General features: G+C 69.5%; 22 protein-coding genes. 14 read left to right on the top strand and 8 right to left on the bottom strand.

What is annotated here, in order from left to right; all coding sequences use genetic code 11:
• Window positions 1-17 precede the first annotated feature (17 nt).
• Complete coding sequence (trxA, locus tag C7H84_RS14980; protein WP_121859516.1) at window positions 18-866, top strand: thioredoxin; 849 nt, start codon at window positions 18-20, stop codon at window positions 864-866.
• A 103-nt stretch (window positions 867-969) separates the two neighbouring features.
• Here trxA and tcdA read toward each other — a convergent pair whose 3' ends face one another.
• On the bottom strand, window positions 970-1,827 hold the full coding sequence (gene tcdA / locus C7H84_RS14975) for a tRNA cyclic N6-threonylcarbamoyladenosine(37) synthase TcdA (RefSeq protein ID WP_121859515.1): 858 nt from the start codon (window positions 1,825-1,827) through the stop codon (window positions 970-972).
• A gap of 128 nt (window positions 1,828-1,955) precedes the next feature.
• Here tcdA and pdxH point away from each other — a divergent pair, with 128 nt between their 5' ends.
• From pdxH to C7H84_RS14960, 3 genes are all read left to right on the top strand, one after another.
• Window positions 1,956-2,600: a pyridoxamine 5'-phosphate oxidase gene (gene pdxH, locus C7H84_RS14970; RefSeq protein WP_121859514.1), complete on the top strand. Its 645-nt coding sequence runs from the start codon at window positions 1,956-1,958 to the stop codon at window positions 2,598-2,600.
• Between the two features lie 130 nt (window positions 2,601-2,730).
• The gene (locus tag C7H84_RS14965) at window positions 2,731-3,951 is read left to right on the top strand and encodes a cyclopropane-fatty-acyl-phospholipid synthase family protein (RefSeq protein ID WP_121859513.1); all 1,221 of its coding nucleotides are present in this window, start codon (window positions 2,731-2,733) and stop codon (window positions 3,949-3,951) included.
• 23 nt (window positions 3,952-3,974) lie between these two features.
• A complete protein-coding gene (locus tag C7H84_RS14960; RefSeq protein ID WP_121859512.1) occupies window positions 3,975-5,288 on the top strand; it encodes a DUF72 domain-containing protein in 1,314 nt (437 codons plus the stop codon).
• 56 nt (window positions 5,289-5,344) lie between these two features.
• Here the strand turns inward: C7H84_RS14960 and msrA are convergent, their stop codons facing one another.
• Window positions 5,345-5,908 carry a peptide-methionine (S)-S-oxide reductase MsrA gene (msrA, locus tag C7H84_RS14955; protein ID WP_121859511.1) on the bottom strand — a complete coding sequence of 188 codons (564 nt, stop codon included), beginning with the start codon at window positions 5,906-5,908 and terminating at the stop codon, window positions 5,345-5,347.
• A gap of 578 nt (window positions 5,909-6,486) precedes the next feature.
• On the opposite strand from msrA, the gene C7H84_RS14950 reads away from it, so the two are divergent.
• The 3 genes from C7H84_RS14950 (at window position 6,487) to C7H84_RS14940 (ending at window position 9,251) form a co-directional block, all read left to right on the top strand.
• Window positions 6,487-7,893, top strand: a complete 1,407-nt coding sequence (locus C7H84_RS14950; protein ID WP_121859510.1) for a selenium-binding protein SBP56-related protein — start codon at window positions 6,487-6,489, stop codon at window positions 7,891-7,893.
• The gene (locus C7H84_RS14945) at window positions 7,890-8,555 is read left to right on the top strand and encodes a hypothetical protein (RefSeq protein ID WP_121859509.1); all 666 of its coding nucleotides are present in this window, start codon (window positions 7,890-7,892) and stop codon (window positions 8,553-8,555) included. Before C7H84_RS14950 ends, C7H84_RS14945 begins: the two co-directional genes overlap by 4 nt.
• Window positions 8,556-8,741: 186 nt before the next feature.
• Entirely contained in the window at window positions 8,742-9,251 is a 510-nt protein-coding gene (locus C7H84_RS14940; RefSeq protein WP_121859508.1) for a flavin reductase family protein, read from the top strand.
• On the opposite strand, the gene C7H84_RS14935 is transcribed toward C7H84_RS14940, so the two are convergent.
• The gene (locus C7H84_RS14935) at window positions 9,238-9,738 is read right to left on the bottom strand and encodes an Lrp/AsnC family transcriptional regulator (protein ID WP_006477992.1); all 501 of its coding nucleotides are present in this window, start codon (window positions 9,736-9,738) and stop codon (window positions 9,238-9,240) included. The two genes, C7H84_RS14940 and C7H84_RS14935, sit on opposite strands and share 14 nt — an antisense overlap.
• Before the next feature lie 130 nt (window positions 9,739-9,868).
• Between C7H84_RS14935 and kynB the strand changes: the two genes are divergently transcribed.
• The 3 genes from kynB (at window position 9,869) to kynA (ending at window position 12,817) form a co-directional block, all read left to right on the top strand.
• Window positions 9,869-10,519 (top strand): arylformamidase, encoded by a 651-nt coding sequence (gene kynB, locus C7H84_RS14930; RefSeq protein WP_121859507.1) that lies wholly within the window; start codon window positions 9,869-9,871, stop codon window positions 10,517-10,519.
• 28 nt (window positions 10,520-10,547) lie between these two features.
• Window positions 10,548-11,798: a kynureninase gene (kynU, locus tag C7H84_RS14925; protein WP_121859673.1), complete on the top strand. Its 1,251-nt coding sequence runs from the start codon at window positions 10,548-10,550 to the stop codon at window positions 11,796-11,798.
• Window positions 11,799-11,890: 92 nt separating this feature from the next.
• Complete coding sequence (gene kynA, locus C7H84_RS14920; RefSeq protein WP_121859506.1) at window positions 11,891-12,817, top strand: tryptophan 2,3-dioxygenase; 927 nt, start codon at window positions 11,891-11,893, stop codon at window positions 12,815-12,817.
• A 34-nt stretch (window positions 12,818-12,851) separates the two neighbouring features.
• Here kynA and C7H84_RS14915 read toward each other — a convergent pair whose 3' ends face one another.
• The 4 genes from C7H84_RS14915 to mdlC form a co-directional block, all read right to left on the bottom strand.
• The gene (locus C7H84_RS14915; RefSeq protein WP_121859505.1) at window positions 12,852-14,249 is read right to left on the bottom strand and encodes an MFS transporter; all 1,398 of its coding nucleotides are present in this window, start codon (window positions 14,247-14,249) and stop codon (window positions 12,852-12,854) included.
• Between the two features lie 282 nt (window positions 14,250-14,531).
• Complete coding sequence (locus C7H84_RS14910; protein ID WP_121859504.1) at window positions 14,532-15,467, bottom strand: 2-dehydropantoate 2-reductase; 936 nt, start codon at window positions 15,465-15,467, stop codon at window positions 14,532-14,534.
• 13 nt (window positions 15,468-15,480) lie between these two features.
• A complete protein-coding gene (locus C7H84_RS14905) occupies window positions 15,481-16,932 on the bottom strand; it encodes an aldehyde dehydrogenase (protein ID WP_121859503.1) in 1,452 nt (483 codons plus the stop codon).
• A gap of 29 nt (window positions 16,933-16,961) precedes the next feature.
• Window positions 16,962-18,590 carry a benzoylformate decarboxylase gene (gene mdlC / locus C7H84_RS14900; RefSeq protein ID WP_121859502.1) on the bottom strand — a complete coding sequence of 543 codons (1,629 nt, stop codon included), beginning with the start codon at window positions 18,588-18,590 and terminating at the stop codon, window positions 16,962-16,964.
• Window positions 18,591-18,689: 99 nt separating this feature from the next.
• On the opposite strand from mdlC, the gene C7H84_RS14895 reads away from it, so the two are divergent.
• From C7H84_RS14895 to C7H84_RS14875, 4 genes are all read left to right on the top strand, one after another.
• Window positions 18,690-19,601: a LysR family transcriptional regulator gene (locus tag C7H84_RS14895; RefSeq protein ID WP_121859501.1), complete on the top strand. Its 912-nt coding sequence runs from the start codon at window positions 18,690-18,692 to the stop codon at window positions 19,599-19,601.
• A gap of 362 nt (window positions 19,602-19,963) precedes the next feature.
• Complete coding sequence (dalD, locus tag C7H84_RS14885; protein ID WP_121859499.1) at window positions 19,964-21,358, top strand: D-arabinitol 4-dehydrogenase; 1,395 nt, start codon at window positions 19,964-19,966, stop codon at window positions 21,356-21,358.
• Between the two features lie 130 nt (window positions 21,359-21,488).
• A complete protein-coding gene (gene xylB, locus C7H84_RS14880; RefSeq protein WP_121859498.1) occupies window positions 21,489-22,961 on the top strand; it encodes a xylulokinase in 1,473 nt (490 codons plus the stop codon).
• Window positions 22,962-23,082: 121 nt separating this feature from the next.
• Entirely contained in the window at window positions 23,083-24,039 is a 957-nt protein-coding gene (locus C7H84_RS14875) for a sugar-binding transcriptional regulator (protein ID WP_121859497.1), read from the top strand.
• A 128-nt stretch (window positions 24,040-24,167) separates the two neighbouring features.
• Here the strand turns inward: C7H84_RS14875 and ugpC are convergent, their stop codons facing one another.
• A complete protein-coding gene (gene ugpC / locus C7H84_RS14870) occupies window positions 24,168-25,277 on the bottom strand; it encodes a sn-glycerol-3-phosphate ABC transporter ATP-binding protein UgpC (protein ID WP_121859496.1) in 1,110 nt (369 codons plus the stop codon).
• Window positions 25,278-25,279 lie beyond the last annotated feature (2 nt).

The following is a 25,279-nucleotide window of genomic DNA, read 5'->3' as shown; positions in this document are numbered from 1 at the left end:
GAACGGAAGAGAACGACATGGACACCACGCTTGCCACTTTCGAGAAAGACGTCATCGAGGCGTCGCTCGACACGCCCGTGCTGGTCGACTTCTGGGCGCCGTGGTGCGGCCCCTGCAAGACGCTCGGCCCGCTGCTCGAGAAGCTCGAAGCCGACTACGAAGGCCGCTGGAAGCTCGTGAAGGTGAACGTCGACGAGAACCAGGAGCTTGCCGCGCACTTCCAGACGCGCAGCATCCCGCACGTGATCGCATTCGCCGACGGACGCCCGGTCGACCAGTTCATCGGCGTGCTGCCGGAAGGCCAGTTGCGCGCGTTCCTCGACCGGCTGCTGCCGGCGCCCGACGAGGCCGAGCGTCGCGCCGCACAATACGCGATCGCCGAGTCGCGTTACGAGGACGCGATCACCCACCTCGAAGCGGCGCTCGCGCTGAACCCCGGCTTCGACGATGCACGGCTCGACCTGATTGAACTGCTGCTCGCGAACAACCAGGTCGAGGTCGCGCGCGCCGAGACCGAACGCCTGTCGCCGCAGACGGTGCAGAGCGGCGATCCGCGCTACCACGCGATCAAGACCCGTTTCGATGCGCTCGACGCGACGGCCGACCTGCCGCCGACCGACGCGCTCGAAGCGCGCATCGCGGCGAACCCTGGCGATCTCGAAGCACGCTTCGACCTCGCGCAGAGCCTGATCGCGCGACGTGCGTACGAAGGTGCGCTCGAGCAGTTGCTGGAAATCGTGTTGCGCGACCGCGCGTATGGCGACGATCTGGGCCGCCGCACGATGATTTCCGTGTTCGAGCTGGCGGGCGATCGCCCTGAGCTCGTCGCCGCCTGGCGACGCAAGCTGAGCATGGCGCTCAACTGATCCAGCGGCCGGCCGGGCTGCAACCGCCCGGCCCATCTACGCCATCGCGCGCGGCGCTCCTGCCGCGCCGCACCATTGCTCTTCGGATAGGACGCTGCGCCGATCAGCCGGCGGCTTGCGCTGCGATCGCGCGCAGCGCATGCGCGGCGGCCGCGAACCCGAAGCTCGCGGTCACGCACACGCTCGAACCGAACCCTGCGCAGTTGAGCCCCGCGACATGCGCGGCCGCCGACGGCTCCGCCCCGTCCTCGATGTCGCACGCGGCCGCTTCCGGATAGATCAGCGGCTCGTCGGAATACACGGCGCTGACCTTGAAGCGCGCCTTCGGCCCGCGCGGAAAGCCGTGCTGCTTGCGCAACTGCGCGCGCACCTTCGACAGCAGCGGATCCTGGATCGTCAGCGCGAGATCGTCGATGCGGATGCGCGTTGGGTCGAGCTGGCCGCCCGCGCCGCCGACCGTGACGAGCGGCTGGCCTTTCGCAACGCACCATGCAATCAGCGCGACCTTCGTGCGCACGCTGTCGATCGCGTCGATCACGTAGTCGAAGCCGCCGCCGAGCAACGCGTCGAAGTTGTCGGGTTCCGCGAAATCCTCGACACGGTTCACGCGGCACGCGGGATCGATCAGCGCGATGCGCTCGGCCATCGCGTCGACCTTCGGCTTGCCGTAGTTGCCGTCGAGCGCGTGGATCTGCCGGTTGGTGTTGCTTTCCGCGACGTTGTCGAGATCGATCAGCGTGAGCGTGCCGATCGCGCTGCGCGCGAGCGCCTCTGCTGTCCACGAACCGACGCCGCCGATGCCGATCACGGCAACGTGCGCGCGCTCGAACGCGGCTGCCGCGGGTGCGCCGTACAACCGCGCGATGCCGCCGAAGCGGCGCTCGCGATCCACGTCAAGCTGGATTGTCGGGGTCAGGGTAAGATCAGAGGAACTGAGCGGGGCAGCGTCGGCGGCGGACATGGCAGCAAGGTAAACGTAAGTCGAGCAGCCCTCTATTTTGCCTGAACTCCCCGCCGCCACGCGCCACTGTGCCCGCACGATTCTCGCGCGTTCGCTATACTGGCCCCCGATTGAAGCGTTTGCATAACATGACGACTCTCGCCGATCTCCGCATCAATTATTCGCGTGCTTCGCTCGACGAAGCCGACGCCGCCCGCGACCCCTTCGCCCAGTTCGATCGCTGGTTCAAGGAGGCGCTCGCCGCCAAGCTTCCCGAGCCCAACACGATGACGCTCGCCACCGTCGGCGCCGACGGCCGGCCGTCGGCCCGAATTGTGCTCATCAAGGCTGTCGACGAGCGCGGGTTCGTCTTCTTTACCAATTACGAAAGCCGCAAGGGGCACGATCTCGCCGCCCATCCGCACGCGGCGCTGCTGTTCTACTGGATCGAGCTCGAGCGCCAGGTGCGCATCGAAGGCCGGATCGAGAAAACCAGCCCCGAGGAAAGCGACCGCTATTTCGCGTCGCGCCCGCTCGGTTCGCGCATCGGTGCGTGGGCATCCGAGCAGAGCGCGGTGATCGACAGCCGCGCGACGCTCGAAGCGCGCGAGAAGGCGATTGCCGAACGCTACGGCGAGAATCCGCCGCGTCCGCCGCACTGGGGCGGATACCGCGTCGTGCCCGACGCGATCGAGTTCTGGCAGGGCCGCCCATCGCGGCTGCACGATCGCCTGCTCTATACGCGCGACGCCGCGGCGGCGTCGGGCTGGACGATTTCCCGCCTGTCGCCGTAAGCGCTGCAGGCGCAGCGCCGGCGCGTGCCGGCCATGGCTCGTGTTGCATCCGGGCGCCCGCGTCGCAAGCCGCGGGCGCCGGTCAAGATACTTGGCTGTATTCGATTCAACGAACAAAAGGAGAATCCAAATGTTCTGGGAAAAGAAGCTGGCACAGTGGGCGGATGAAGTACGGGCGAAGGCGAACATACCGGCGCGCCTCGTGCTGTGGAACGGCGATCAACTCGATTTCGGCACCTTCAGCGCGCCGCAGGTCACGCTGAAGGTCAACAGCGCGTCCGCGCTGCCGCTGCTGCTCGAACCGAGCCTCGACAATCTCGGCGAGGCGTACGTGAAGGGCAAGATCGACATCGAGGGCCGGCTGTCGGACATCATCAACATCAGCTACTCGCTCGCGCGCAACACGGTCACCAGCGCGAACAAGCTCGCGCGCGTGAAGCGCTACTTCAATCACACGAAGAACACCGACAAGAAGGCGATCCAGTATCACTACGACGTCTCGAACGAGTTCTACCAGCTGTGGCTCGACGAGAACATGGTGTACTCGTGCGCGTACTTCGAGAACGGCGACGAGGACCTCGCGACCGCGCAGATCAAGAAGATCGACCACATCCTGACCAAGATCCAGCTCGAGCCCGGCCAGCGCCTGCTCGACATCGGCTGCGGCTGGGGCGCGCTCGTGCTGCGCGCCGCGCAGAAGTTCGGCGCGACGTGCCTCGGCGTGACGCTGTCGCAGAACCAGTTCGATCTCGCGACCGCGCGCGTGAAGGCCGCGGGCCTCGAGGACAAGATCGAGATCCGCCTGCAGGACTACCGCGAGATCGAGGGCCAGTTCGACCGCATCACGAGCGTCGGGATGTTCGAGCACGTCGGCCGCAAGAACCTGCCGCTCTATTTCTCGCGCGTGCGCGACCTGCTGACCGACGACGGCATCGCGATGAACCACGGGATCACGTCGACCGACGCGGAAAGCGGCGAGACGGCGCTCGGCGGCGGCGAATTCATCGACCGCTACGTGTTCCCGGACGGCGAGCTGCCGCACATCAGTCTCGCGCTCGAAGCGGCGCAGCGCGGCGGGCTGGAGGCGATTGACATCGAAAGCCTGCGGCGACACTATGCGCGCACGCTCGACATCTGGACCGAGAATTTCGAGGCGAAGGCGGAACAGGCGCGCTCGCTCGTCGACGACGAGAAATTCCGCATCTGGCGCGTCTATCTCGCCGGTTGCGCGTATGCGTTCGAGCACGACGACGTGTCGATCTTCCAGATCGTGTGCCGCAAGGCCGGCCGCAGCGCGAAAACGCTGCCGTGGTCGCGGCGCTACATGTACGAAAACCCGCTGCCGCGCTAGGCGGCACTTCACGCTGGGCATGCATGGGTGACGGCAGCACGCGGCGCAACCCGCCGCCGCAACGACAGCAGCGCGACGAACCGGGCGAGTCGCACGCCGACGGGCAGTTCGACCTGTTCGGCGCAGCGCCCGGCGACACGCGCGCAGCCGCGCCCGCGGACGACGACCACGCTGCACGCGCCGCCGAACCTGTGACGCCGGATCGGCACGACGCGGCACGATCGGCGCCGCGGCCTGCGCGCGCGGGCCGTGCAGCGCCCCGCCCTCCGTCAGACCAGGAACCTGCCCCCGCCTCCGGCCTGCTGTGGGACGAACCGTCCCCGCCGGCCGCGCCGCCCAGGAAGGGCCTGCGCCGGCGCGGCGTGCCGCCCGCTCCTATCTCCACCGACGTCGCCGACGCGGCGGCCGCGTTGCCGCCGAATGTGCGGCTCGGCACGTCGTCGTGGTATTTCCCCGGCTGGGACGGCATCGTCTACGACGGCGATTTCGCGCAGACCAAGCTGTCGCGCGAAGGGCTCGAGGCGTACGGCGCGCATCCGCTGCTGAAGAGCGTGAGCCTCGACCGGTCGTTCTACGGCCCGCTGTCGGTCGCCCACTACCTGCGCTATGCGCAACAGGTGCCGGACGACTTCCGCTTCGTCGTGAAGGCGCCGGCGTCCGTCACCGACGCGGTCGTGCGCGGCCGGCGCGGCGAGCCGTCCGGCCCGAACCCGACCTTCCTCGACGCGCAGCTCGCCACGCAGGAGTTCGTGCAGCCGTGCCTCGACGGGCTGGGCAAGAAGGCCGGCGTGCTCGTGTTCCAGTTTTCGCCAATGCCTGATCAACTGCTCGCCGACCCGGCCGCGCTGATCGACCGGCTGTCGGCGTTCTTCGCGGCGCTGCCGCCGCTGCCTGCGGACACCGACGGCACGCGCTATGCGATCGAGATCCGCGACGCGTGCCTGCTCACGCCGCGCTTCATCCGCGCGCTGGCCACGCTCGGCGTGCGCTATTGCGTCGGCCTGCATGCGCGGATGCCCGACCCGCTGCGCCAGGCGGCCGCGCTCGCGCTGCTCGACGGCGACGCGCCGGGCCCGCTGATCGTGCGCTGGAGCCTGCATGGCGGGTTCAAGTACGAACAGGCGAAAGCAAAGTACGAGCCGTTCGACAAGCTCGTCGACGAGGATCCGGCCACACGCTCGGCGCTCGCGGAACTGGCCGCGCGCTACGCGCTGGCCGGACAGCCGGTGATCATCACGATCAACAACAAGGCGGAGGGCTCGGCGCCGCTGTCGTGCATCGCGCTCGCGCGCGAGATCGCCGCCGCGTGCGCACAGTGGCGCAGCGAGGCGGCGTAACGAGCGTGGCGTTTAGCGCGGCTGGCGCGCCGGTTACGAGACGATTGCGTGCTGGGTTACGCGCCGCGCAGCGACTTCAGCCGGTGCGAGAACTTCTTGCGGAATTTCGCGAGCTTCGGCCCGATCACGACCGAGCAGTAGCCCTGCCCCGGATTGCGCGCGTAATAGTTCTGGTGATAGTCCTCGGCCGGCCAGTAGTTGTTGTCGTCGAACGGCACGACCTGCGTGACGATCGGCTGGCCGAACACCTGCTCGCGCTCCAGTTCGCGGATCACGTCGAGCGCGACGTCGCGCTGCGCGTCCGAATGCGTGAACACGACCGAACGGTATTGCGTGCCGACGTCGTTGCCCTGCCGGTTCAGCTGGGTCGGATCGTGCGTCGCGAAAAAGATCTCGAGGATCTCGCGATAGCCGATGCGCGCCGGATCGAACGTCACGTTCACGACTTCCGCATGCCCGGTATCGCCGTCGCACACGTCGCGATAGCCGGGATTGCGCGTATGGCCGCCCGCGTAGCCCGACTGCACGGCCGTCACGCCGTCGACGTCGAGAAACACGGCCTCCGTGCACCAGAAGCACCCGCCGCCAAGCGTCGCGGTTTCAAGCATCTCGTTCACCATGAATTCATTACCTCGTTGATGATGGCGACCGGCACGCCGACACGCGCTCGCGCGCCGGTGGCCGCCGATCCGGATCGCCGCTGACCGGTTGCCCGGTGCAACGCGGCACGCGTTCAAGTATCTCACTCGCGCCTGAATCCGGCAGGACCGCGCACGCCACGCCCGCCCCGCCGCGCGTTTCTCGTCTACACTTAGGCACGCTTCGCCGCGACGCTACCGCGTCCGGCTGCACGCAGCGTCCGATGCATGCCCGCCCTGATGCCAACATCATCCGCCGGAACATCGCTATGCACGCCTTGACAGAAATCGTCCGCATCGCGGGCCCGACCGCCGGTGCGCCACGCACCGGCGCTTCGATTCCACCGTCGCGGCGCAGCGCGCCCATTGCGCCGCGTGCGCGGCGGCCCGGCACACGTCGTTTCCCCGCTTCCCCGATCTGATGCACGACCGCGCGCGTCCTGCGAACGCACGCGGCCGCCGACGCACCGACGCATACGCGTCCCGCAACCCGTTCGACCCGCACGCCGCAGTGAACGGCCGTGCGGCCGTGATCCGATACTTCTGACCGAGGCACCACGATGAACATGCGTCCCGACCCGACCTTTCACGCTTCGCCGGAACTTGCGATGCAGGCGCCGGCGGAAGAGTTTGCGTATACGTTGTTGCTGAGCCCCGATTTTTCCAGACCCGATGCGCTGGCCGTGATCGACGTGAAACCCGGCTCGTCGACCTACGGAAAAATCGTGCATACGGTGACGATGCCGAACACCGGCGACGAGTTTCACCACTTCGGCTGGAATGCGTGCTCGTCGTCGCTGTCGCCGCTCACCGGCCACGCATTTCTCGAGCGCCGCTTCCTGATCATCCCGGGCCTGCGTTCGTCGCGCATCTACGTGATCGACACGAAGCCGCACCCGACGCAGGCACGCATCCACAAGATCATCGAGCCGGAAGAGATCCTCGCGAAGACCGGCTACTCGCGGCCGCATACGGTCCACTGCGGCCCCGAGGGCATCTACGTGAGCACGCTCGGCGGCGCGGGCGAGGACGGCACGGACGGCACGCCCGGCATCTTCATCATGGACTGCGAGACCTTCGACGTGCTCGGCCGCTGGGAAATCGACCGCGGCCCGCAGGACAAGCATTACGACTTCTGGTGGAACCTGCCGCGCGACTACATGGTGTCGAGCGAATGGGCGCTGCCGCCGCAGTTCGAGAACGGCATCGTGCCGGACGACCTGCTCGCGAACCGGTACGGCCACCGGCTGCATTTCTGGGACCTGCGCGCGCGGCGCAACGTGCAGACGATCGACCTCGGCGCGCAGCACCAGATGGCGCTCGAAGTGCGGCCCGCGCACGATCCGGTGCGCGAATACGGGTTCGTCGGCGTCGTGGTCGACACGACCAATCTCGAAGGATCGATCTGGACCTGGTGGCGCGAAGGCGGCAAGTTCCATGTGAAGAAAACCGCGACGATCCCGGCCGAGCCGGCCGCGGCCGACGAGCTGCCGCCGCTGCTGAAGGGCTTCGGCGCGGTGCCGCCGCTCGTGACGGACATCGACCTGTCGCTCGACGATCGCTTCCTGTACGTGTCGTGCTGGGGCACCGGCGAAATGCGCCAGTACGACGTGTCGGACCCGCATCATCCGGTGCTCGCGGGGTCGGTGCGCATCGGCGGAATCGTGCGCCGCGCGCCGCACTCGAACGGCCGCGCGTTCGCGGGCGGCCCGCAGATGGTCGAGATCAGCCGCGACGGGCGCCGCGTGTACTGGACCAACTCGCTGTACTCGACCTGGGACGACCAGTTCTATCCGGACGGCGTGCCGGCCGCGCAGGTCCTCGCGCACGCGGGGCCCGACGGCGGGCTGACGCTCGCCGACGACTACTGGGTCGAGTTCCCCGACGGCTATCGCGCGCACCAGATCCGGCTCGAGGGTGGCGACTGCTCGACCGACTCGTTCTGCTATCCGTCGGTCAAGCGTTGAACGCCGGCCTCCCCGCGCCGCTCGCGCTGTGGGCGGCGGTGCTCGCGAGCGGCGTCTATCACGGGCTCAACCCGGCGATGGGCTGGCCGCTCGCGGTGTCGAACGCGCTGATGACGCGCCGCGGCGGCGCGCTCGTCGCGGCGCTCGGCTATCTGGCGCTTGGGCATGCGCTGGCGGTATTCACGGTGATGCTGCCGTTCGGGCTGCTCGCCGCGCTGCTCGCGTGGCAGACGGCGATCCGGATCGGCGCGAGCGCGCTCGTGATCGGCTTCGGCGCGGTGCTGCTGATCCGGCGGCGCCACCCGCGTGCGCTCGCGCGGATTCCCCCCGCACGGCTCGGGCTGTGGTCGTTCGCGGTCGCACTCGCGCACGGCGCCGGGCTGATGCTGGTGCCGATCTATCTCGGGCTCTGCGGATTGGACCAGGACGCCGGCCATCGCGCGGCGGCCACGCTCGTCGACGCGCATCTGGGGATGGCGCTCGTCGTCGCGGCCGTGCATGCGGCCGCGATGATCAGCGCGGGCGGCGTGCTCGCGTGGCTCGTGTATCGCTATCTCGGATTGAAATTCGTCGCGCGGAGCTGGTTCAACCTCGACGCGGTCTGGGCATCGAGCCTGATCGTGACGGGCGCGGTGGCGCTCGGGCTGGCGGCGGCGCAGTAGCGGCCCGCGCGCGAAGTACGGTGCATCCCGGCGTTCGGCACGGCCCCGCCGGTCGCGATTCCGCTAAAATCGGCCCATGCGCACCCCTTCCCAACCGACCGCCCCGGCCTCGTCGCCTTTCGTCCGCCGCGCCCCTCGCCTTTGCCGCGCGCCGCGTCCGTCCGTTTCGTTCCGGATGGCAGCCTGATGAAACAAGCCAACCCGCCGGATTTCGATTCGGCCGCCTTTCGCCAGGCACTCGGCCAGTTCGCGACGGGCGTCACCGTGATCACGACGCGCGCGCCGTCCGGGCAGCTGATCGGCATCACCGCCAGCTCGTTCAACTCGGTGTCGCTCGACCCGCCGCTGGTGCTGTGGAGCCTCGCGCACCGATCGGCGTCGACGCCGGTGTTTCGCGGCAACAGCCATTACGTGGTGAACGTGCTCGCCGCGTCGCAGCTCGACCTGTGCAAGCGCTTCTCGACGTACAAGGGCGATCGCTTCGAAGGGATCGCGCACGCGGCCGGCAATTCGGGCATGCCGGTGCTCGACGGGGCGCTCGCGTGGTTCGAATGCCACAATCGCAGCCGCTACGACGAAGGCGACCACGTGATCTTCGTCGGCGAAGTGGAACGCTGCGGCGTGCGTGCCGCCACCGACGACGCACCGCCGCTCGTGTTCCACGGCGGCGTCTTCCACGGCCTCACACCGCTTTGATCGCCCCGGTGCGCGCCAGGCCGACCGGCGCGCCCGCTTCGTCCTTCAGCGTCTGCAGCACGATGTTCGAGCGGATGTCCATCACGCCCGGCGCCTTGTAGAGCCGGTTCAGCACGAAATCCGAATAGTGCTTGAGGTTGTGCGCGAGCACGCGCAGCAGATAGTGGCTTTCGCCGGTCACGACGAACGCGCCGACCACCTCCGGCCATTCGCGCAGCGCTTCCGCGAAGCGCTCGTGCCATTGATTCTCTTCGTTGCGCATCGACACCTGTACGAACGCCTCGAGCTCGAAACCGAGCTTCTCGCGGCTCAGGCACGCGCGATAGTGCTCGATCACGCCCTGCTCCTCGAGCAGGCGCATCCGGCGCAGGCAGGCTGACGGCGAAAGCGAGATGCGTTCGGCCAGGTCGAGATTGCTGATTCTGCCCTCCTCCTGCAGTACGGCCAGAATCCGGCAGTCGGTGGCGTCGAGCGTGATCGCGTGCATTTTTGGTCCCCGTTTTCCCTCTGATTCGAATTATCTGCCAATCCGGCGGATTGTCCATGTTTATTTCGCAAGCACTTTCTGCGAGGGTCCACCTATCATTCGAAGCATCGATTCACCGCTTCGTCATGCCATGGACACACTCTGGGACATCTCGCCGCCGGTCAGCCCCGCCACCCCCGTGTGGCCGGGCGATACGCCGGTTTCCGTCGAACGCGTGTGGCGGATGGAGGCCGGCTCGCCGGTCAACGTCGCCCGCCTGACGCTGTCGCCGCACACCGGTGCGCACTGCGACGCGCCGCTGCACTACGACGCCGACGGCGCGCCGATCGGCGCGGTGCCGCTCGATACCTATCTCGGCCCGTGCCGCGTGATTCACTGCATCGGCGCGTCGCCGGTCGTGCGGCCGGCCGACATCGAGGCCGCGCTCGACGGCGTGCCGCCGCGCGTGCTGCTGCGCACCTATGCGCGCGCCGCGGTCGAGCAATGGGACAGCGGCTTCTGCGCGGTCGCGCCCGAGACCGTCGACCTGCTCGCCGCGCACGGCGTGACGCTGATCGGCATCGACACGCCGTCGCTCGACCCGCAGGAATCGAAGACCATGGATGCGCACCACCGCGTGCGTGCGCACCGGATGGCGATCCTCGAAGGGATCGTGCTCGACGACGTGCCGGCCGGCGACTACGAGCTGATCGCGCTGCCGCTGAAATTCGCGACGCTCGACGCGAGCCCCGTGCGCGCGGTGCTGCGCGCGCTGCCCGCGCGTGCTTCCCGTGCTTTCTGATTACCCCGACCTACGAACCCACATCATGATCAAGACCCGTGAAGACGCGCTCGCCCTCGACCGCGACGACTCGCTCGGCGCGCTGCGCGACCAGTTCGCGCTGCCCGACGGCGTGATCTACCTCGACGGCAACTCGCTCGGCGCGCAGCCGCGCGCATCGGCCGCCCGCGCGCAGCAGGTGATCGGCGCCGAATGGGGCGAAGGCCTGATCCGCAGCTGGAACACCGCCGGCTGGTTCGCGCTGCCGCGCCGCCTCGGCGACAAGCTCGCGACGCTGATTGGCGGCGCGCCGGGCGAGACGGTCGTCACCGATACCATCTCGATCAACCTGTTCAAGCTGCTGTCGGCGATGCTGCGCCATCAGGCCGAACGCGCGCCGGAGCGCCGCGTGATCGTGTCGGAGCGCTCGAACTTCCCGACCGACCTGTATATCGCGCAGGGGCTGATCGAGCAGCTCGGCGGCGGCTACGAGCTGCGCCTGATCGACGATCCGGCCGACCTGCCCGACGCGCTGGGCGCGGACACGGCCGTCGCGATGATCACGCACGTGAACTACCGCACCGGCTACATGCACGACATGCCGGCCGTCACGCAGCTCGTGCACGACGCGGGCGCGCTGATGCTGTGGGATCTCGCGCACTCGGCCGGCGCGGTGCCGGTCGACCTGAACGGCGCGCGTGCGGACGGCGCGGTCGGCTGCACGTACAAGTACCTGAACGGCGGCCCCGGTTCGCCGGCGTTCGTGTGGGTGCCGCAGCGTCACCTCGCGCATTTCTCGCAGCCGCTGTCGGGCTGGTGGGGCCATCGCGCACCGTTCGCGATGCAGCCGGGCTTCGCGCCCGATCCGGGCATCGCGCGCTTCCTGTGCGGCACGCAGCCGATCGTGTCGATGTCGATGGTCGAATGCGGGCTCGACGTGTTCCTGCAGACCGACATGCAGACGATCCGCCGCAAGTCGCTCGCACTGACCGACGCGTTCATCGCGCTCGTCGAGGAACGCTGCGCGGGCCTGTCGCTGAAGCTCGTCACGCCGCGCGCGCATCACCAGCGCGGCTCGCAGGCGAGCTTCGAGCATCCGCACGGCTACGAGGTAATGCAGGCGCTGATCGCGCGCGGCGTGATCGGCGACTACCGCGAGCCGCACGTGCTGCGCTTCGGCTTCACGCCGCTCTATACGCGCTTCGTCGACGTGTGGGATGCCGTCGAGACGCTGCGCGACATCCTCGCCACCGACGCGTGGAAGGCCCCCGAGTTCGCCGAGCGCAGCGCGGTGACCTGATCGGCTTCGCCCGGCGCGCGCCGCAGTGACGTGCGGAGTGCGCGCCGCGCCCCCGTCATTCAAACCTGGAGATTGTCGTGAATTCTGGTCATATGCAGCCACCCGGCGACGTTGCGCCGGCGGGCTGCCCGTTCTCGGGCGCACGCGCGGCCCAACCGGCGCATGAAGCGCCGCACGTGCCGGGTGAGGCCGACGCTCAAGCCGGCTGGCACGATGCGCAGCTCGATTTCTCGAAGTCGATGAGCTACGGCGACTACCTGTCGCTGAATTCGATCCTCGATGCGCAGCACCCGCTGTCGCCCGATCACAACGAGATGCTGTTCATCATCCAGCATCAGACGAGCGAGCTGTGGATGAAGCTCGCGCTGTTCGAGCTGCGCGGCGCGCTCGACGCGGTGCGCGCCGACGCGCTGCCGCCCGCGTTCAAGATGCTCGCGCGCGTGTCGCGCATCCTCGAGCAGCTCGTGCAGGCGTGGAACGTGCTGTCGACGATGACGCCGTCCGAGTATTCGGCGATGCGGCCGTATCTCGGCCAGTCGTCCGGCTTCCAGTCGTACCAGTATCGGCAGCTCGAATTCCTGCTCGGCAACAAGAACGTGCAGATGCTGCAGCCGCATGCGCACCGGCCCGACATCCTCGAACAGGTGCGCGCGACGCTCGAGGCGCCGTCGTTCTACGACGAAGTCGTGCGCCTGCTCGCGCGCCGCGGTTTCCCGATCGCGCCCGAGCGGCTCGAGCGCGACTGGACCCAGCCGATGCGTCACGACGAAACGGTCGAGGCCGCGTGGCTCGAGGTCTATCGTCATCCGCAGCAGCACTGGGAGCTGTACGAGATGGCCGAGGAACTCGTCGATCTCGAGGATGCGTTCCGTCAGTGGCGGTTCCGTCACGTGACGACCGTCGAGCGCATCATCGGCTTCAAGCAAGGCACGGGCGGCACGAGCGGCGCGCCGTATCTGCGCAAGATGCTCGACGTCGTGCTGTTCCCCGAGCTCTGGCACGTGCGCACGACGCTGTAACGCATCTCGTCCGCGCACGCGATGCGCCCGCCCGTCACGACGACGTGCGGGCCAGCTCCTCGCCTTCGCGCGGCGCCGCGCGTTCACGCGTGAGCCGCGGAATGTGCCGCCGCATCGCGATCAGCGCGACGCACACCACGGCCATCGCCGCGGCGAGCATCGTCAGGTACGCGGTCGCGCCGCCCGCGGTAATCACGATCGCGCCCGCGAACGCGCTCAAGATCGCGCCGAGCCGGCCGAACGCGAGCGCGCTCGCCGTGCCGGTCGCGCGCACGGCCGTCGGATAGATGTACGCGCAGAGCGCATACATCGTCGACTGCACCGCGTTGACGAACAACCCGTGCAGGCCGAGCCCGACGATCAGCCAGCCGGTGTGGCGCCCCGCATCGATACCCATCAGCCACACCGCGCTCGCCGCGCCGCCGATGCTGCACAGCGCGAGCGGCCAGCGCGAGCCCGCATGGGCGATCGCCCATGCGCACAACAGCGCGCCGATCACGCCGCCGAGGTTGTACGCGGTGAGCCCGGAGCCGGCGACCGATACGCTCAGCCCGCTCGCGGCCAGCATCGTCGGCAGCCAGCTGAACGCCGCATACACGGCGAGCAGGCACATGAAGAACGCGCACCACAGTGCGATCGTGTCGCGCGCCTGGCCGCCGGAAAACAACGCGCCGAAGCCGCCACGTGCGCCGGGCGCGCGTGCATCGCGCAGATCGGTGAACGCGGTACCTGGTTCGACCGGCCGCTGCATGCGCGCCAGCAGCGCGCCGAGTTCCGGCCAGCGCGCGGGACGGCGCGCCAGATAGCGCGGCGATTCGGGCAGCGCACGCACCAGCACGAAGCCGAGCACGAGCGGCAGCGCGCCGCCCGCGAAGAACAGCCCGCGCCAGCCGTAGCTTGGCAGCACCTCGTGCGCGAACAGCCCGGCCAGCATCCCGCCGAGCGGCACGCAGACGATCGTCGCCGTCACCATCATCGTGCGGCGGCGCGCAGGCGTGTATTCGGCGGTCATCGTCGTGGCGGTCGGCAGCGCGCCGCCGATCCCGAGCCCCGCGCAGAAGCGCAGCAACGCGATCGTCGCAACGTCCGGCGCGAAGCCGATCGCACAGGTCGCGACGCCGAACAGGAATACGCTGCCGATCACCGCGTGACGACGGCCGAAGCGATCGGCGACGAGCCCCGCGCATGCGCTGCCGATGCCCATCCCGACCAGCCCGGCGGCGACCGCCGGCGCGAACGCGCCGCGCGTGATTCCCCATTCGCGGATCAGCACCGGAATCGCGAAGCCGATCAACTGGCCGTCGAAGCCGTCGAGCACGATCGCGAGCGCGGCGAGCAGCACCACGCAACGCTGCATCGTCGTGAATGGCCCGTCGTCGAGCGTCGCACCGATGTCGACCGACGGCGGCTGCACTCCGTCGCGCGTGCTCATGCAACCTCCCATGCGCCGCACATCGGCGGCATCGACTGCATAGGCGGCATCGGTGACAACGTGCGCGAACGGCGCGCGGCAAGACAACGGCGGTTGCTGAGTTTCATGACGTCTCCAGTTGCCCGGGCTGTCGCTGGCGCGTGCCCGGATCTCGTGCTGCACTGACGGCGCCGACGCGTGCACGCCGGCCCCAGTGTGCGATCCAATCCGTGTCGGCCGGGCGCGCGCCGATGTGAGGCGCGCTTCCCGTCGTGCGGCGCAAGCCCGCCGCCAGCCTGATCCTCAGTCGCGCCGTGCGTCGATCAGCCTCACCAGCGCGAGCAGCGTGTCGGTATGCGGCACCGCGACGCCGGTCGCACGCGCGGCCGCGACGACCTGGCCGTTGATCGCGTCGATCTCGGTGCGGCGTCCCGCGAGCACGTCCTGCAGCATCGACGGCCGATGGCCGTGGTGCGCGCAAATCGCATGCTCGACATTGCGCGCGATGCGTTCGCCGTCCACGGCGACGCCTTTCGCACGCGCGACGGCGGCCGTCTCCGCCGCGATCGCGAGCGCAAGCCGCGGCCCGTCCGGAACGCGCGCGAGCTGGTCGACCGTGCAGCCCGTCGCCGCGCACAGCGGGTTGAGCGCCGCGTTGAACGCGACCTTCTCCCAGATCGCGGCCCACACGTCCGCATCGAGCGAACACGCGAGACCGGCACGCGACAGTGCATCGGCAACGGTCGCCGCGATCGGGCGCGCGGCGCCGTCGGCCGTCATCATGCGGATCGTGCCGGCACCGTGCGAACGCACGTGCCCCGGCCCGGCGAAATCGGCCGGCCAGGTCGTGACGCCGACCAGGATCCGTTCGAGCGGCACGAACGCGTTCAGCGTCTCGACGTTGCCGAGCCCGTTCTGCAGCGTGAGCACGAACGTGCGCGGCGTCAGCAACGCGCGCACGCCGTGGAGCGCGGTACGGGTATGCAGCGACTTCGTGAAAACGATCAGCAGGTCGAACGGTGTGTCGGGCGCCGTCGCGCTTGCCGCTTCCGGCCGGACCGCCTGCAACGCGCGGATGCGGCGTTCACCGCGATCGTCGTCGATCCGCAACCCGTCGCGGCGGATCGCATCGAGATGCGCGTCGTTCACGTCGATCAGCGTGACGGCTTCGCCGTGCTCGGCGAGCAGCGCGCCGAACAGCGAGCCCATCGCACCGGCACCGAGAATCGCAATCCTCATCGTGGGCAGCCTCTCAGAACGGATAGTGGCGCGGCGCGGTCTGCACGGTGATCCAGCGCAGGTCCGTGAACGCGGCGATGCCGGCCTTGCCGCCGAAATGACCGAAGCCGCTGTCCTTCACGCCGCCGAACGGCATCTGCGCTTCGTCGTGCACGGTTGGGCCGTTCACGTGGCAGATACCCGACTCGATGCGCGCGGCCACGCGCATCGCGCGTGCGACATCGCGGCTGAACACGGCCGATGCGAGCCCGAACGCGTTGTCGTTCGCGCAGCGGATCGCAGCCTCTTCGCCGTCGACGCGCACGATCGGCTTCACCGGCCCGAACGATTCTTCCGCGTAGATGCGCATCGCCGGTGTCACATGATCGAGCAGCGTCGCGGGGAACAGCGTGCTGTCCGACTTCCCGCCGCACACGAGCGTCGCGCCGTGCGCGAGCGCATCGTCGACCAGCGCGTTGCAGCGCTCGACGGCCTTCATGTCGATCAGCGAGCCGAGCACGACGGGGCCCTCGCGCGGATCGCCGAGCGGCAGCGACGCGGCCTTGGCAGCGAGGTTCGCGACGAACGCGTCGGCGATCGACGCGTCGACGACGATCCGCTCGGTCGACATGCAGATCTGCCCGGAATTCGCGAACGCGCCGAAGGCAGCCGCCGCGACCGCCGCGTCGAGATCCGCGTCGTCGAGCACGACGAACGGCGCCTTGCCGCCGAGCTCCAGCACCGACGGTTTCAGATGGCGCGCGCACGCTTCGGCAACGATTCGCCCGACGCGCGTCGAGCCGGTGAAATTCACACGCCGCACGGCCGGATGCGCGATCAATGCATCGACGACGGCGCCCGCATCCTCCGGCGCGTTCGTCACGAAGTTGACGACGCCCGGCGGCAGCCCGGCCTCCTGCAGCGCCTCGACGATCAGCCCGTGCGTGACGGGGCACAGCTCGGAGCCCTTCAGCACGACCGTGTTCCCGCAGGCGAGCGGCAGCGCGAGCGCGCGCGTGGCAAGGATCACCGGCGCGTTCCACGGCGCGATGCCGAGCACGACGCCGGCCGGCTGCCGCACGCCCATCGCGAGCGAACCGGGCACGTCGGACGGGATCAGCTCGCCGCCGACCTGCGTGGTCAGCGACGCGGCCTCGACGAGCCCGCTCGCGGCAAGGTGCACGTTGAAGCCGGCCCACAGCGCGGACGCGCCCGTCTCGGCCGCCATCGCGGCGACGAACTGCTCGTGCTTCGCCTCGAGCGCGGCGGCGGCCTTCAGCAGCAGCGCGCGGCGCGCGCCGGGGCCGAGCGCGGCCCATTCGGGAAACGCGCGTGCGGCCGCATCAGCCGCCGCGCGCGCATCGTCGACGGTGCACGCCGGCGCGGCCGACGCGACTTCGCCGTCGAGCGGGTTGCGGCGCACGAAGGTCGCGCCGCTGGACGAATGGCGGCGTTCGCCGCCGATCAGCATCGATACGGTTTGCATGGATTCTCCGGAACGACGCGCCATGCGCGTCAAGCAACCTCGACATCGACGACGACGGGCGTATCGGCCCGCAGTGCATCGGTCAGCACATCGGTCAACGTCGCGTGCAGGCGCGCGGCATCGGCGACGCGAATGCCGCGGCACCCCATCCCTTGCGCGAGCGCGACGAAATCCAGGTCGGGCAGATCGGTGCCCTGCACCGGATCGTCGGGACCGAAGCCGAACACGGGCGCGAACTCCTGCAGCGCCGCGTAGCGACGATTGTTCAGGATCACGAACGCGATCGGCAGCTTCAGCTGCGCGGCGCTCCACAACGCCTGAATCGAATAGAGGCTCGAGCCGTCGCCGATCAGCGCGATTACCCGCCTCCCCGGCCGCGCGAGCGCGACGCCGACCGCAGCCGGCATCCCGTAGCCGAGCCCGCCGCTGTCCATCGTGTAGAACGTGCCGCTGCGCGTGAACGGCAGGTACGTCTGCATCACCGGTCGCGCGCTCGGCGCTTCCTCGACGACGATGTCGTGCGCGTCGCGCACGTCGGCGAGCGTCTGCAATGCAAACGCCACCGACATCCGCTCGCCGCCCGCCGGCGCTTCGGCGCGCGGGCGCGCGGGCCGCGGCGCGGGCATCGGCCGCTCGGGCGGCGCGGGCCGGGCCAGCAGGTCGCGCGCCGCGAGCCGCAGGTTGCCGACGACCGCGTCGCCCGACGGCGTCCATGCGGCGATGCCCGGATCGTCGACGAGCTGCACGAGCGTGGCGCCCGGCGGCACGTGCGGGCCGAAGCCCTCGATGTGATAGGTGAACGCGGGCGCGCCGAACGCGAACACGAGGTCGTGCCCGTCGAGCCGCGCGACGATCTTCTCGCGGATCGCGGGCAGGAAGCCGGCGAACAGCGGATGATCCTCGGGAAAGCTGCAGCGCCCCGACATCGGCGCGACGTACACGTTCGCGCGGTGCCTTTCGGCGAGCCGCACGACGTCGTCCCACGCGCCGGCGCGATCGACGGCCGCGCCGACCACCAGCGCGGGACGCCGCGCGGCATCGAGCGCATCGCCGAGCCGCGCGAGCGCAGCGGGATCGGGCCGCACGACGCTGCTCACGTCGCGGCGCGGCAGCAGCTCGGCCGGCTGGTCCCAGTCGTCGACCGGGATCGACACGAACACGGGCCCACGCGGCTCCTGCATCGCGATCCGGTACGCCCGCGCGATCGCGGCCGGCACGTCCTGCGCACGCGCGGGCTCGATGCTCCATTTCACGTATGGCTTCGGCAGCTCGGCAGCCTGCGTCGAACCCAGGAACGGATCGAACGGCAGGATCGCGCGCGCCTGCTGGCCCGCTGTGACGATCAGCGGCGTGCGGTTCCTGAACGCGGTGAACAGGTTGCCCATCGCGTTGCCGACGCCGGCCGCCGAATGCAGATTGACGACCGCCGCATTGCCGGTGGCCTGCGCATAGCCGTCGGCCATGCCGACCACGATGGCTTCCTGCAGGCCGAGCACGTACTGGAAATCGGCCGGGAAATCGCGGAACATCGGCAGCTCGGTCGAGCCGGGATTGCCGAACACGCGGTCGATGCCGAACTGGCGAAACAGGTCGATGACGGCGTCGCGGACGGTGATCGGTGCGGCCGGATCGGCGGAATGGGACGGGGTGCCGGACATGCTCGGGCGTCTCCTCGGTGGCTTGGCGGTTTCCACAGTATCGAAGCGCGAGTCATTCGCGGATACTGTATTTTCTGCGAAAAGCCATTACGGTTCGGCATGACTTTCGATCTCCGACAATTGCGCGCATTCACGACCATCGTCGCGTGCGGCAGCCTCGGCCGCGCGGCGGACGCGCTGCACGTGACCCAGCCCGCGCTGAGCCGGATCCTGAAACGGCTCGAGGAGCAGGTCGGCGCGCCGCTGTTCGAGCGGCATTCGAAAGGCGTGCAGCTGACCGCGTTCGGCGAAGCGCTGTTGCCGCACGCGACGCTGCTGCAGCACGAGGCCGAGCATGCGCGCGAGGAGCTCGACGCGATGCGCGGCTTCGCGAAGGGCACGATCAAGGTCGGCACGGTGGGGAGCATCGCGAGCCTCGTGCTGCCGGTCGCGGTGGGCCGCGTGCTGGACCGCTGGCCGAACCTGCGCGTCGAGATCATCGAAGGCGTGTGGGACCGGCTCGCCGAAGGGCTGAACAAGCACGAGATCGATCTCGCGCTGTCCGCGCACGGGCCCGACACGGACGAAATCGTCGCGATTCCGGAATGCCGCTGGGAAGATCGCAGCCATATCGTTGCGGCGCCGCAGCATCCGCTGCGCGCGCTCGGCCGCGCGCCGACGCTCGCCGACACGCTGCACGCGCGCTGGGCGATTCCGCCGCGCGGCACCGCGCCGTTCGACCACATGCGGGCGACCTTCGACGCGCACGGGCTCGCGCTGCCCGACATCGCGGTCGAAACGCGCTCGGTCACGACGCTGAAGAGCCTCGTCGCGCATGCGGGCTTCCTGAGCTGGATGCCCGAACCGATGTACGGCGCCGAACAGCGCGCCGGCACGATCGACACGCTGCCGGTGCGCGAGGTCGTCGCGGTGCGCACGCTCACCGCGTTTCGCCGCCGCCACGGGATCCTGCCGGGGCCGGCCGGCAAGCTGCTCGAGGAGCTCGTCGCGCTGACGCGCGATGGGCGGTGACGCGGGGCCTGCTCGTCGCTGTCCTCCCCGTCGCAGCCGCCTCAGCCGTTCCTGCCGTTCCTGCCGTTCTTGCCGTTCCTGCCGTTCTTGCCTTCCTGCCGTCTGCCGCCGCTGCCGTCGCTCCCGTCCCTGCCCCTACCGCCTCCGCTGCCGCTTCCCGTCCCGAGCGGCCGACCGGCGCGCCGCCGCGCGCGCACCCACCGCCGCAGCGCACCATCGAAATGCCGCGCCCTCGCCTTGACTTTCGTTCGCCCGAATACGATCATTCGCTCACATGACGAGCAAATGATCGTATTCGACAGCGACGATCGCGGACGCTTCAGCGAGGCCACCCGCGCACCGATCGCGACAGGAGACACCGGATGACCGAATCGCCCTCCGCCCGCACGCCCGTGCTGCTGCACATCGGCGCAGGCTCGTTCCACCGCGCGCACCAGGCGTGGTATCTGCATCGCGTAAATGTGGCCGTGCCGGCCGACGAACGCTGGTCGCTGACCGTCGGCAACATCCGCGACGACATGCGCGCGACGATGGACGCGCTCGCCGCGCAGCACGGCGCATACACGCTCGAAACCGTCACGCCGCAGGGCGAGCGCGCCTACGAGACGATCCGCGCGATCTCGCGCGTGCTGCCGTGGTCGATCGACCTTGCCGCGCTGATCGATGCCGGCGCCGACCCGGCGTGCCGGATCGTGTCGTTCACGGTCACCGAAGGCGGCTACTACCTCGACGAGCACAACCGGCTCGACGTCGCGAACGGCGATCTCGCCGCCGATCTGCAGGGCGCGCGCACGACGCTGTACGGCGCGCTCGCCGCGCTGCTCGCCGAACGCGTGAAGCGCGGCGCGGGCCCGCTCACGCTGCAGAGCTGCGACAACCTGCGCAACAACGGCGCGCGCTTTCGCGCGGGCATGCGCGAATTCCTCGAACGGCGCGGCGAAGGCGGCCTGCTCGCATGGTTCGATGCGCACGTCGCGACGCCGAGCGCGATGGTCGACCGCATCACGCCGCGCCCGACCGCCGACGTGCGCGAGCGCGTGCGCGTGGCCACCGGCGTCGACGACGCATGCCCCGTGATGGGCGAATCGTTCATCCAGTGGGTGATCGAGGACCGCTTCGCGGCCGGCCGCCCGCGCTGGGAGCTGGCCGGCGCGGAACTGGTCGACGACGTGCATCCGTACGAGGAAGCGAAGATCCGCATCCTCAACGCGACGCACAGCTGCATCGCGTGGGCCGGCACGCTCGCGGGCCACACATACATCCACGAGGGCACGCACGACGCGGCGATCCGCCGTTTCGCGCACGACTACGTGACGCAGGACGTAATCCCGTGCCTCAACCCCAGCCCGCTCGATCTCGAACGCTACCGCGACGTCGTGCTCGAACGCTTCGGCAATCCGTACGTGCTCGACACGAACCAGCGCGTCGCGGCCGACGGTTTCTCGAAGATTCCCGGCTTCATCGCGCCGACGCTCGTCGAATCGTTCGCGCGCGGCGCGGCGCCCGTCGCGACCGCGGTGCTGCCCTCGCTGTTCCTGCGCTTTCTCGAACGCTGGGCGCGCGGCCTGCTGCCGTACGCGTACCAGGACGGCGTGATGGATGAAAGCGCGGCGCGCGCGATCGTCGAAGCCGACGACCCGGTCGTCGCGCTGTGCGCGAGCCGCACGCTGTGGGGCTCGCTCGCCGGCAACGCGGCGCTGTACGAAGCGCTGCGTGCCGGGCTCGCACGCGTCGACGCATGGCTCGCGCAGCGCTGATGCGCGGTGCCGGCCACGGCCACGTCATCCGTGCTTCCGAGCACAACCGCGCATCCGGGCGAACCTGCGTTGGCATGCACGCGTGCGTGCGGCTAAAGTAGCGGCTCCCCACTGACGGAACGGATCGCTCATGTATCTCGGCATCGACCTCGGCACCTCGGAAGTGAAGGTGCTGCTGCTGGCCCCGGACGGCACCGTGGTCGGCACCGCGGGCACGCCGTTCAGCGTGTCGCGGCCGCACCCGCGCTGGGCGGAACAGCATCCGGACGACTGGTGGCAGGGCACGCTCGCGGCGCTGCGCGAACGGCACCGCGAGGCGTTCGCGCAAGTGCGTGGAATCGGCCTGTCCGGCCAGATGCACGGCGCGGTGCTGCTCGGCCGCGACGACCGCGTGCTGCGTCCCGCAATCCTGTGGAACGACATGCGCAGCGCGGACGAATGCGCGCTCCTCACCGAACGCGCGCCCGACCTGCACGCGCTGGCCGGCAACCTTGCGATGCCCGGCTTCACCGCGCCGAAACTGTTGTGGGTCGCCAGGCACGAACCCGACGTGTTCGCCGCGACCGCCTGCGTGCTGATGCCGAAGGACTACCTGCGCTTCCGGCTCACCGGCGCGAAGGTGTCCGATCCGTCCGACGCGGCCGGCACGTTGTGGCTCGACGTCGCGCGCCGCGACTGGTCCGACGCGCTGCTCGCCGCATGCGACATGACGCGCGACCAGATGCCGCGGATCGTCGAAGGCAATGCGCCGTCCGGCACGCTGCGCGCGGACGTCGCGCGCGACCTGGGGCTGTCGGAAGCAGTGGTGGTCGCGGGCGGCGGCGGCGACAACGCGACGAGCGCGCTCGGCATCGGCGCGATCCACGCCGGCGACGGCTTCGTGTCGCTCGGCACGTCGGGCGTGTTGAGCGTGGTCGGCGACCGCTTCATGCCGAACCCCGCGTCGGCGGTGCATGCGTTCTGTCACGCGATTCCCGACCGCTGGCAACTGATGAGCGTCGTGCTGTCGGCCGCGAGCTGCCTGCGCTGGGTCTGCAAGCTGACCGGCACCGACGAGCCGGCGCTGCTCGCCGAGATCGAAGCGCTCGACGCGGACGCGCTCGCGACGGCGCCGCTGTTCCTGCCCTACCTGTCCGGCGAACGTACGCCGCACAACGATCCGTACGCGCAGGGCGTGTTCTTCGGGATGACGCATGCGACCGAGCGCGCGCATCTCGGCTACGCGGTGCTCGAAGGCGTGACGCTCGGCCTCGCCGACGGCCTCGATGCGCTGCACACGGCCGGCGTCGAGACCGACCGGTTGTCGCTGATCGGCGGCGGCGCGCGCAGCGCGTTCTGGGCGCAGCTGATCGCCGATGCGCTGAACGTGCGCACGCGCCAGCACGGCGGCGGCGAAACCGGCGCGGCGCTGGGCGCGGCGCGCCTCGGCTGGCTCGCCGTCGGCGGCGATCCGCACACGGTGCTGACCAAGCCGCCGGTGCGCGCCGAATATGCGCCCGACGTCGCGCGTCATGCGCAACTGCGCGAGCGCCTCGACGCGTTCCGCGCGCTGTATCGCCACGTGCGCCCGCTTTACGAACCGTCGCGCGCGCGGCTCGCGTAAGCGCCGCCGCAGCACGCGCCGAGGCCGTCGGCCGCGCCCGGCATGCGTTACAGTGGATGCCGTTGCGCCGCCTGACGGCCGGCCCGCGAGGTGGCCCCCAGATCCAAACCGAACCGCTATCGTGTCCAAGTCCTCAGAAAAACTCGATCTCGCCACGCGCGCCGCGTGGCTCTACTACGTCGCGGGCGACACGCAGAACGAAATCGCCGAGAAGCTGCAGGTGTCCCGCCCGGTCGCGCAGCGCCTCGTCGCGTTCGCGGTCGAGAAGAACCTGATCCGCGTGCGCGTCGATCACCAGCTTGCCGACTGCCTCGACCTCGGCGCGCAGTTGTCGAAGCGCTACGGGCTCACGATGTGCGAAGTCGTGCCGGTCGATGCCGATGCACCCGAAGCGATCGACCGCAAGCTCGCGGTCGCCGGCGCACAGGTGATGGAGCGCTACCTGAACGAAACGCGGCCGATGGTGATCGCGATCAGCAGCGGCCGCACGCTGAAGGCGGCCGTCGCGCAGATCGCGCAGATCGAGCGGCCGCAGCACCGGCTCGTGTCGATGGTCGGCGCGATCGCGGCCGACGGCTCGTCGAACCGCTACGACGTCGCGCAGTACATTTCCGAAAAGACCGGCAGCAAGCATTTCCTGCTGCCCGCGCCGCTGTTCGCCGACAGCGAAGCCGAGCGCGCGCAGTGGTGCAATCACCGGCTGTACCGGATCGTCGATGCGCTGTCGGCGCAGGCCGACGTCGCGTTCGTCGGGATCGGCAACATCGGCCCGCACTGCCCGCTCTATGAAGACGGCTTCATCACCGAGCAGGAGCGCGACGAGATGACCGCGCTCGGCGCGGTGGCCGAGCTGCTCGGCGTGCCGATCGATGCACGGGGCAAGCTGGTCGACGTGTCGACGAGCGCGCGCGTGACGAGCGTTGCACTCGATACGCCGCCGAAGCGCCCGACCATCGCGTTCGCCGGCGGCCCGAAGAAGCGCGACGCGGTGATCGCCGCGCTGCGCGGCGGCTGGCTGTCGGGGCTCGTCACCGACGAGACCTGTGCGCGCGCGGCGCTGGAAGCGAAGGCGGGCTGACGGCGCCGCACGCTCACCCTCCCCTCATCTTCATGCGGCTCATGCGGCCGCAGCCGCGCGCAACGCCGGAATGCCCGTCGGCACGCGCGCCGCCACGCACGGCACGCGCACTGCCGCACGCTCTTGCATCACGCCGCCTTCGCGTGCACGCTCAACCGCCGGAACGCCTGCCCCGCTTCATCGAACAGGTGGCAATGCTCGGCCTGCGCATGCACGTGCAGCGCGTCGCCGGTGCGATACGTGTCGAGCGGCGGAATCCGTGCGATCAGCCCGTCCGGCGCGACCGCCGACTCCGCATACAGGTACGCGGCATCGCCGAGCGATTCGACGGCCATCGTCCGCGCGGCGACGCCGGTCGCGGCCTGTCCGACGATCAGATGCTCGGGCCGCACGCCGACGGTCACGGCCGCGCCGCGCTGCAGCCCGGCCGCCTCGACCGCCACCTGTTGCGTCTCACCACTGTCGAAGCGAACCAGCACGCCCGTCGCATCGACCGACTCCACCGTGCCCTTCAGGAAGTTCATCTTCGGCGAGCCGATAAAGCCGGCGACGAACTGGTTCGCCGGCGCGTGATACAGCTCGTTCGGCGTGCCGACCTGCTGCACCGCGCCGCCCGACAGCACGACAATCTTGTCGGCGAGCGTCATCGCCTCGACCTGGTCGTGCGTCACGTAGATCATCGTCGTCTTCAGCTCGTCGTGCAGCCGCGCGAATTCCAGCCGCATCTTCACGCGCAGCGCGGCGTCGAGGTTCGACAACGGCTCGTCGAACAGGAACACCTTCGGCTTGCGCGTGATCGCGCGGCCGATCGCGACGCGCTGCCGCTGGCCGCCCGACAGCTGCTTCGGCTTGCGGTCGAGCAGATGATCGATGTGCAGGATCTTCGCGGCCTGCTTCACCGCCTGGTCGATCTCCGGCTTCTTCGCGCCCGCGAGCTTCAGGCCGAACGCCATGTTGTCGTACAGCGTCATGTGCGGGTACAGCGCATACGACTGGAACACCATCGCGATGCCGCGCTTCGCGCTCGGCACGTCGTTGACCTTCGCGCCGTCGATCAGCAGGTCGCCGCTCGAGATGTCCTCGAGCCCGGCGATCATCCGCATCAGCGTGGATTTGCCGCATCCGCTCGGCCCGACGAACACGACGAATTCGCCGTCGGCGATGTCGAGGTTCACGTTGCGCAGCACTTCGGTTTCGTCGTAGCGCTTCGCGATATTGCGCAGGAGCACGCTTGCCATGG

The sequence above is a fragment of the Burkholderia sp. Nafp2/4-1b genome, from assembly GCF_003635165.1.
Classification (GTDB): Bacteria; Pseudomonadota; Gammaproteobacteria; order Burkholderiales; family Burkholderiaceae; genus Burkholderia.
This window is presented reverse-complemented; position numbering and strand designations above follow the sequence as displayed.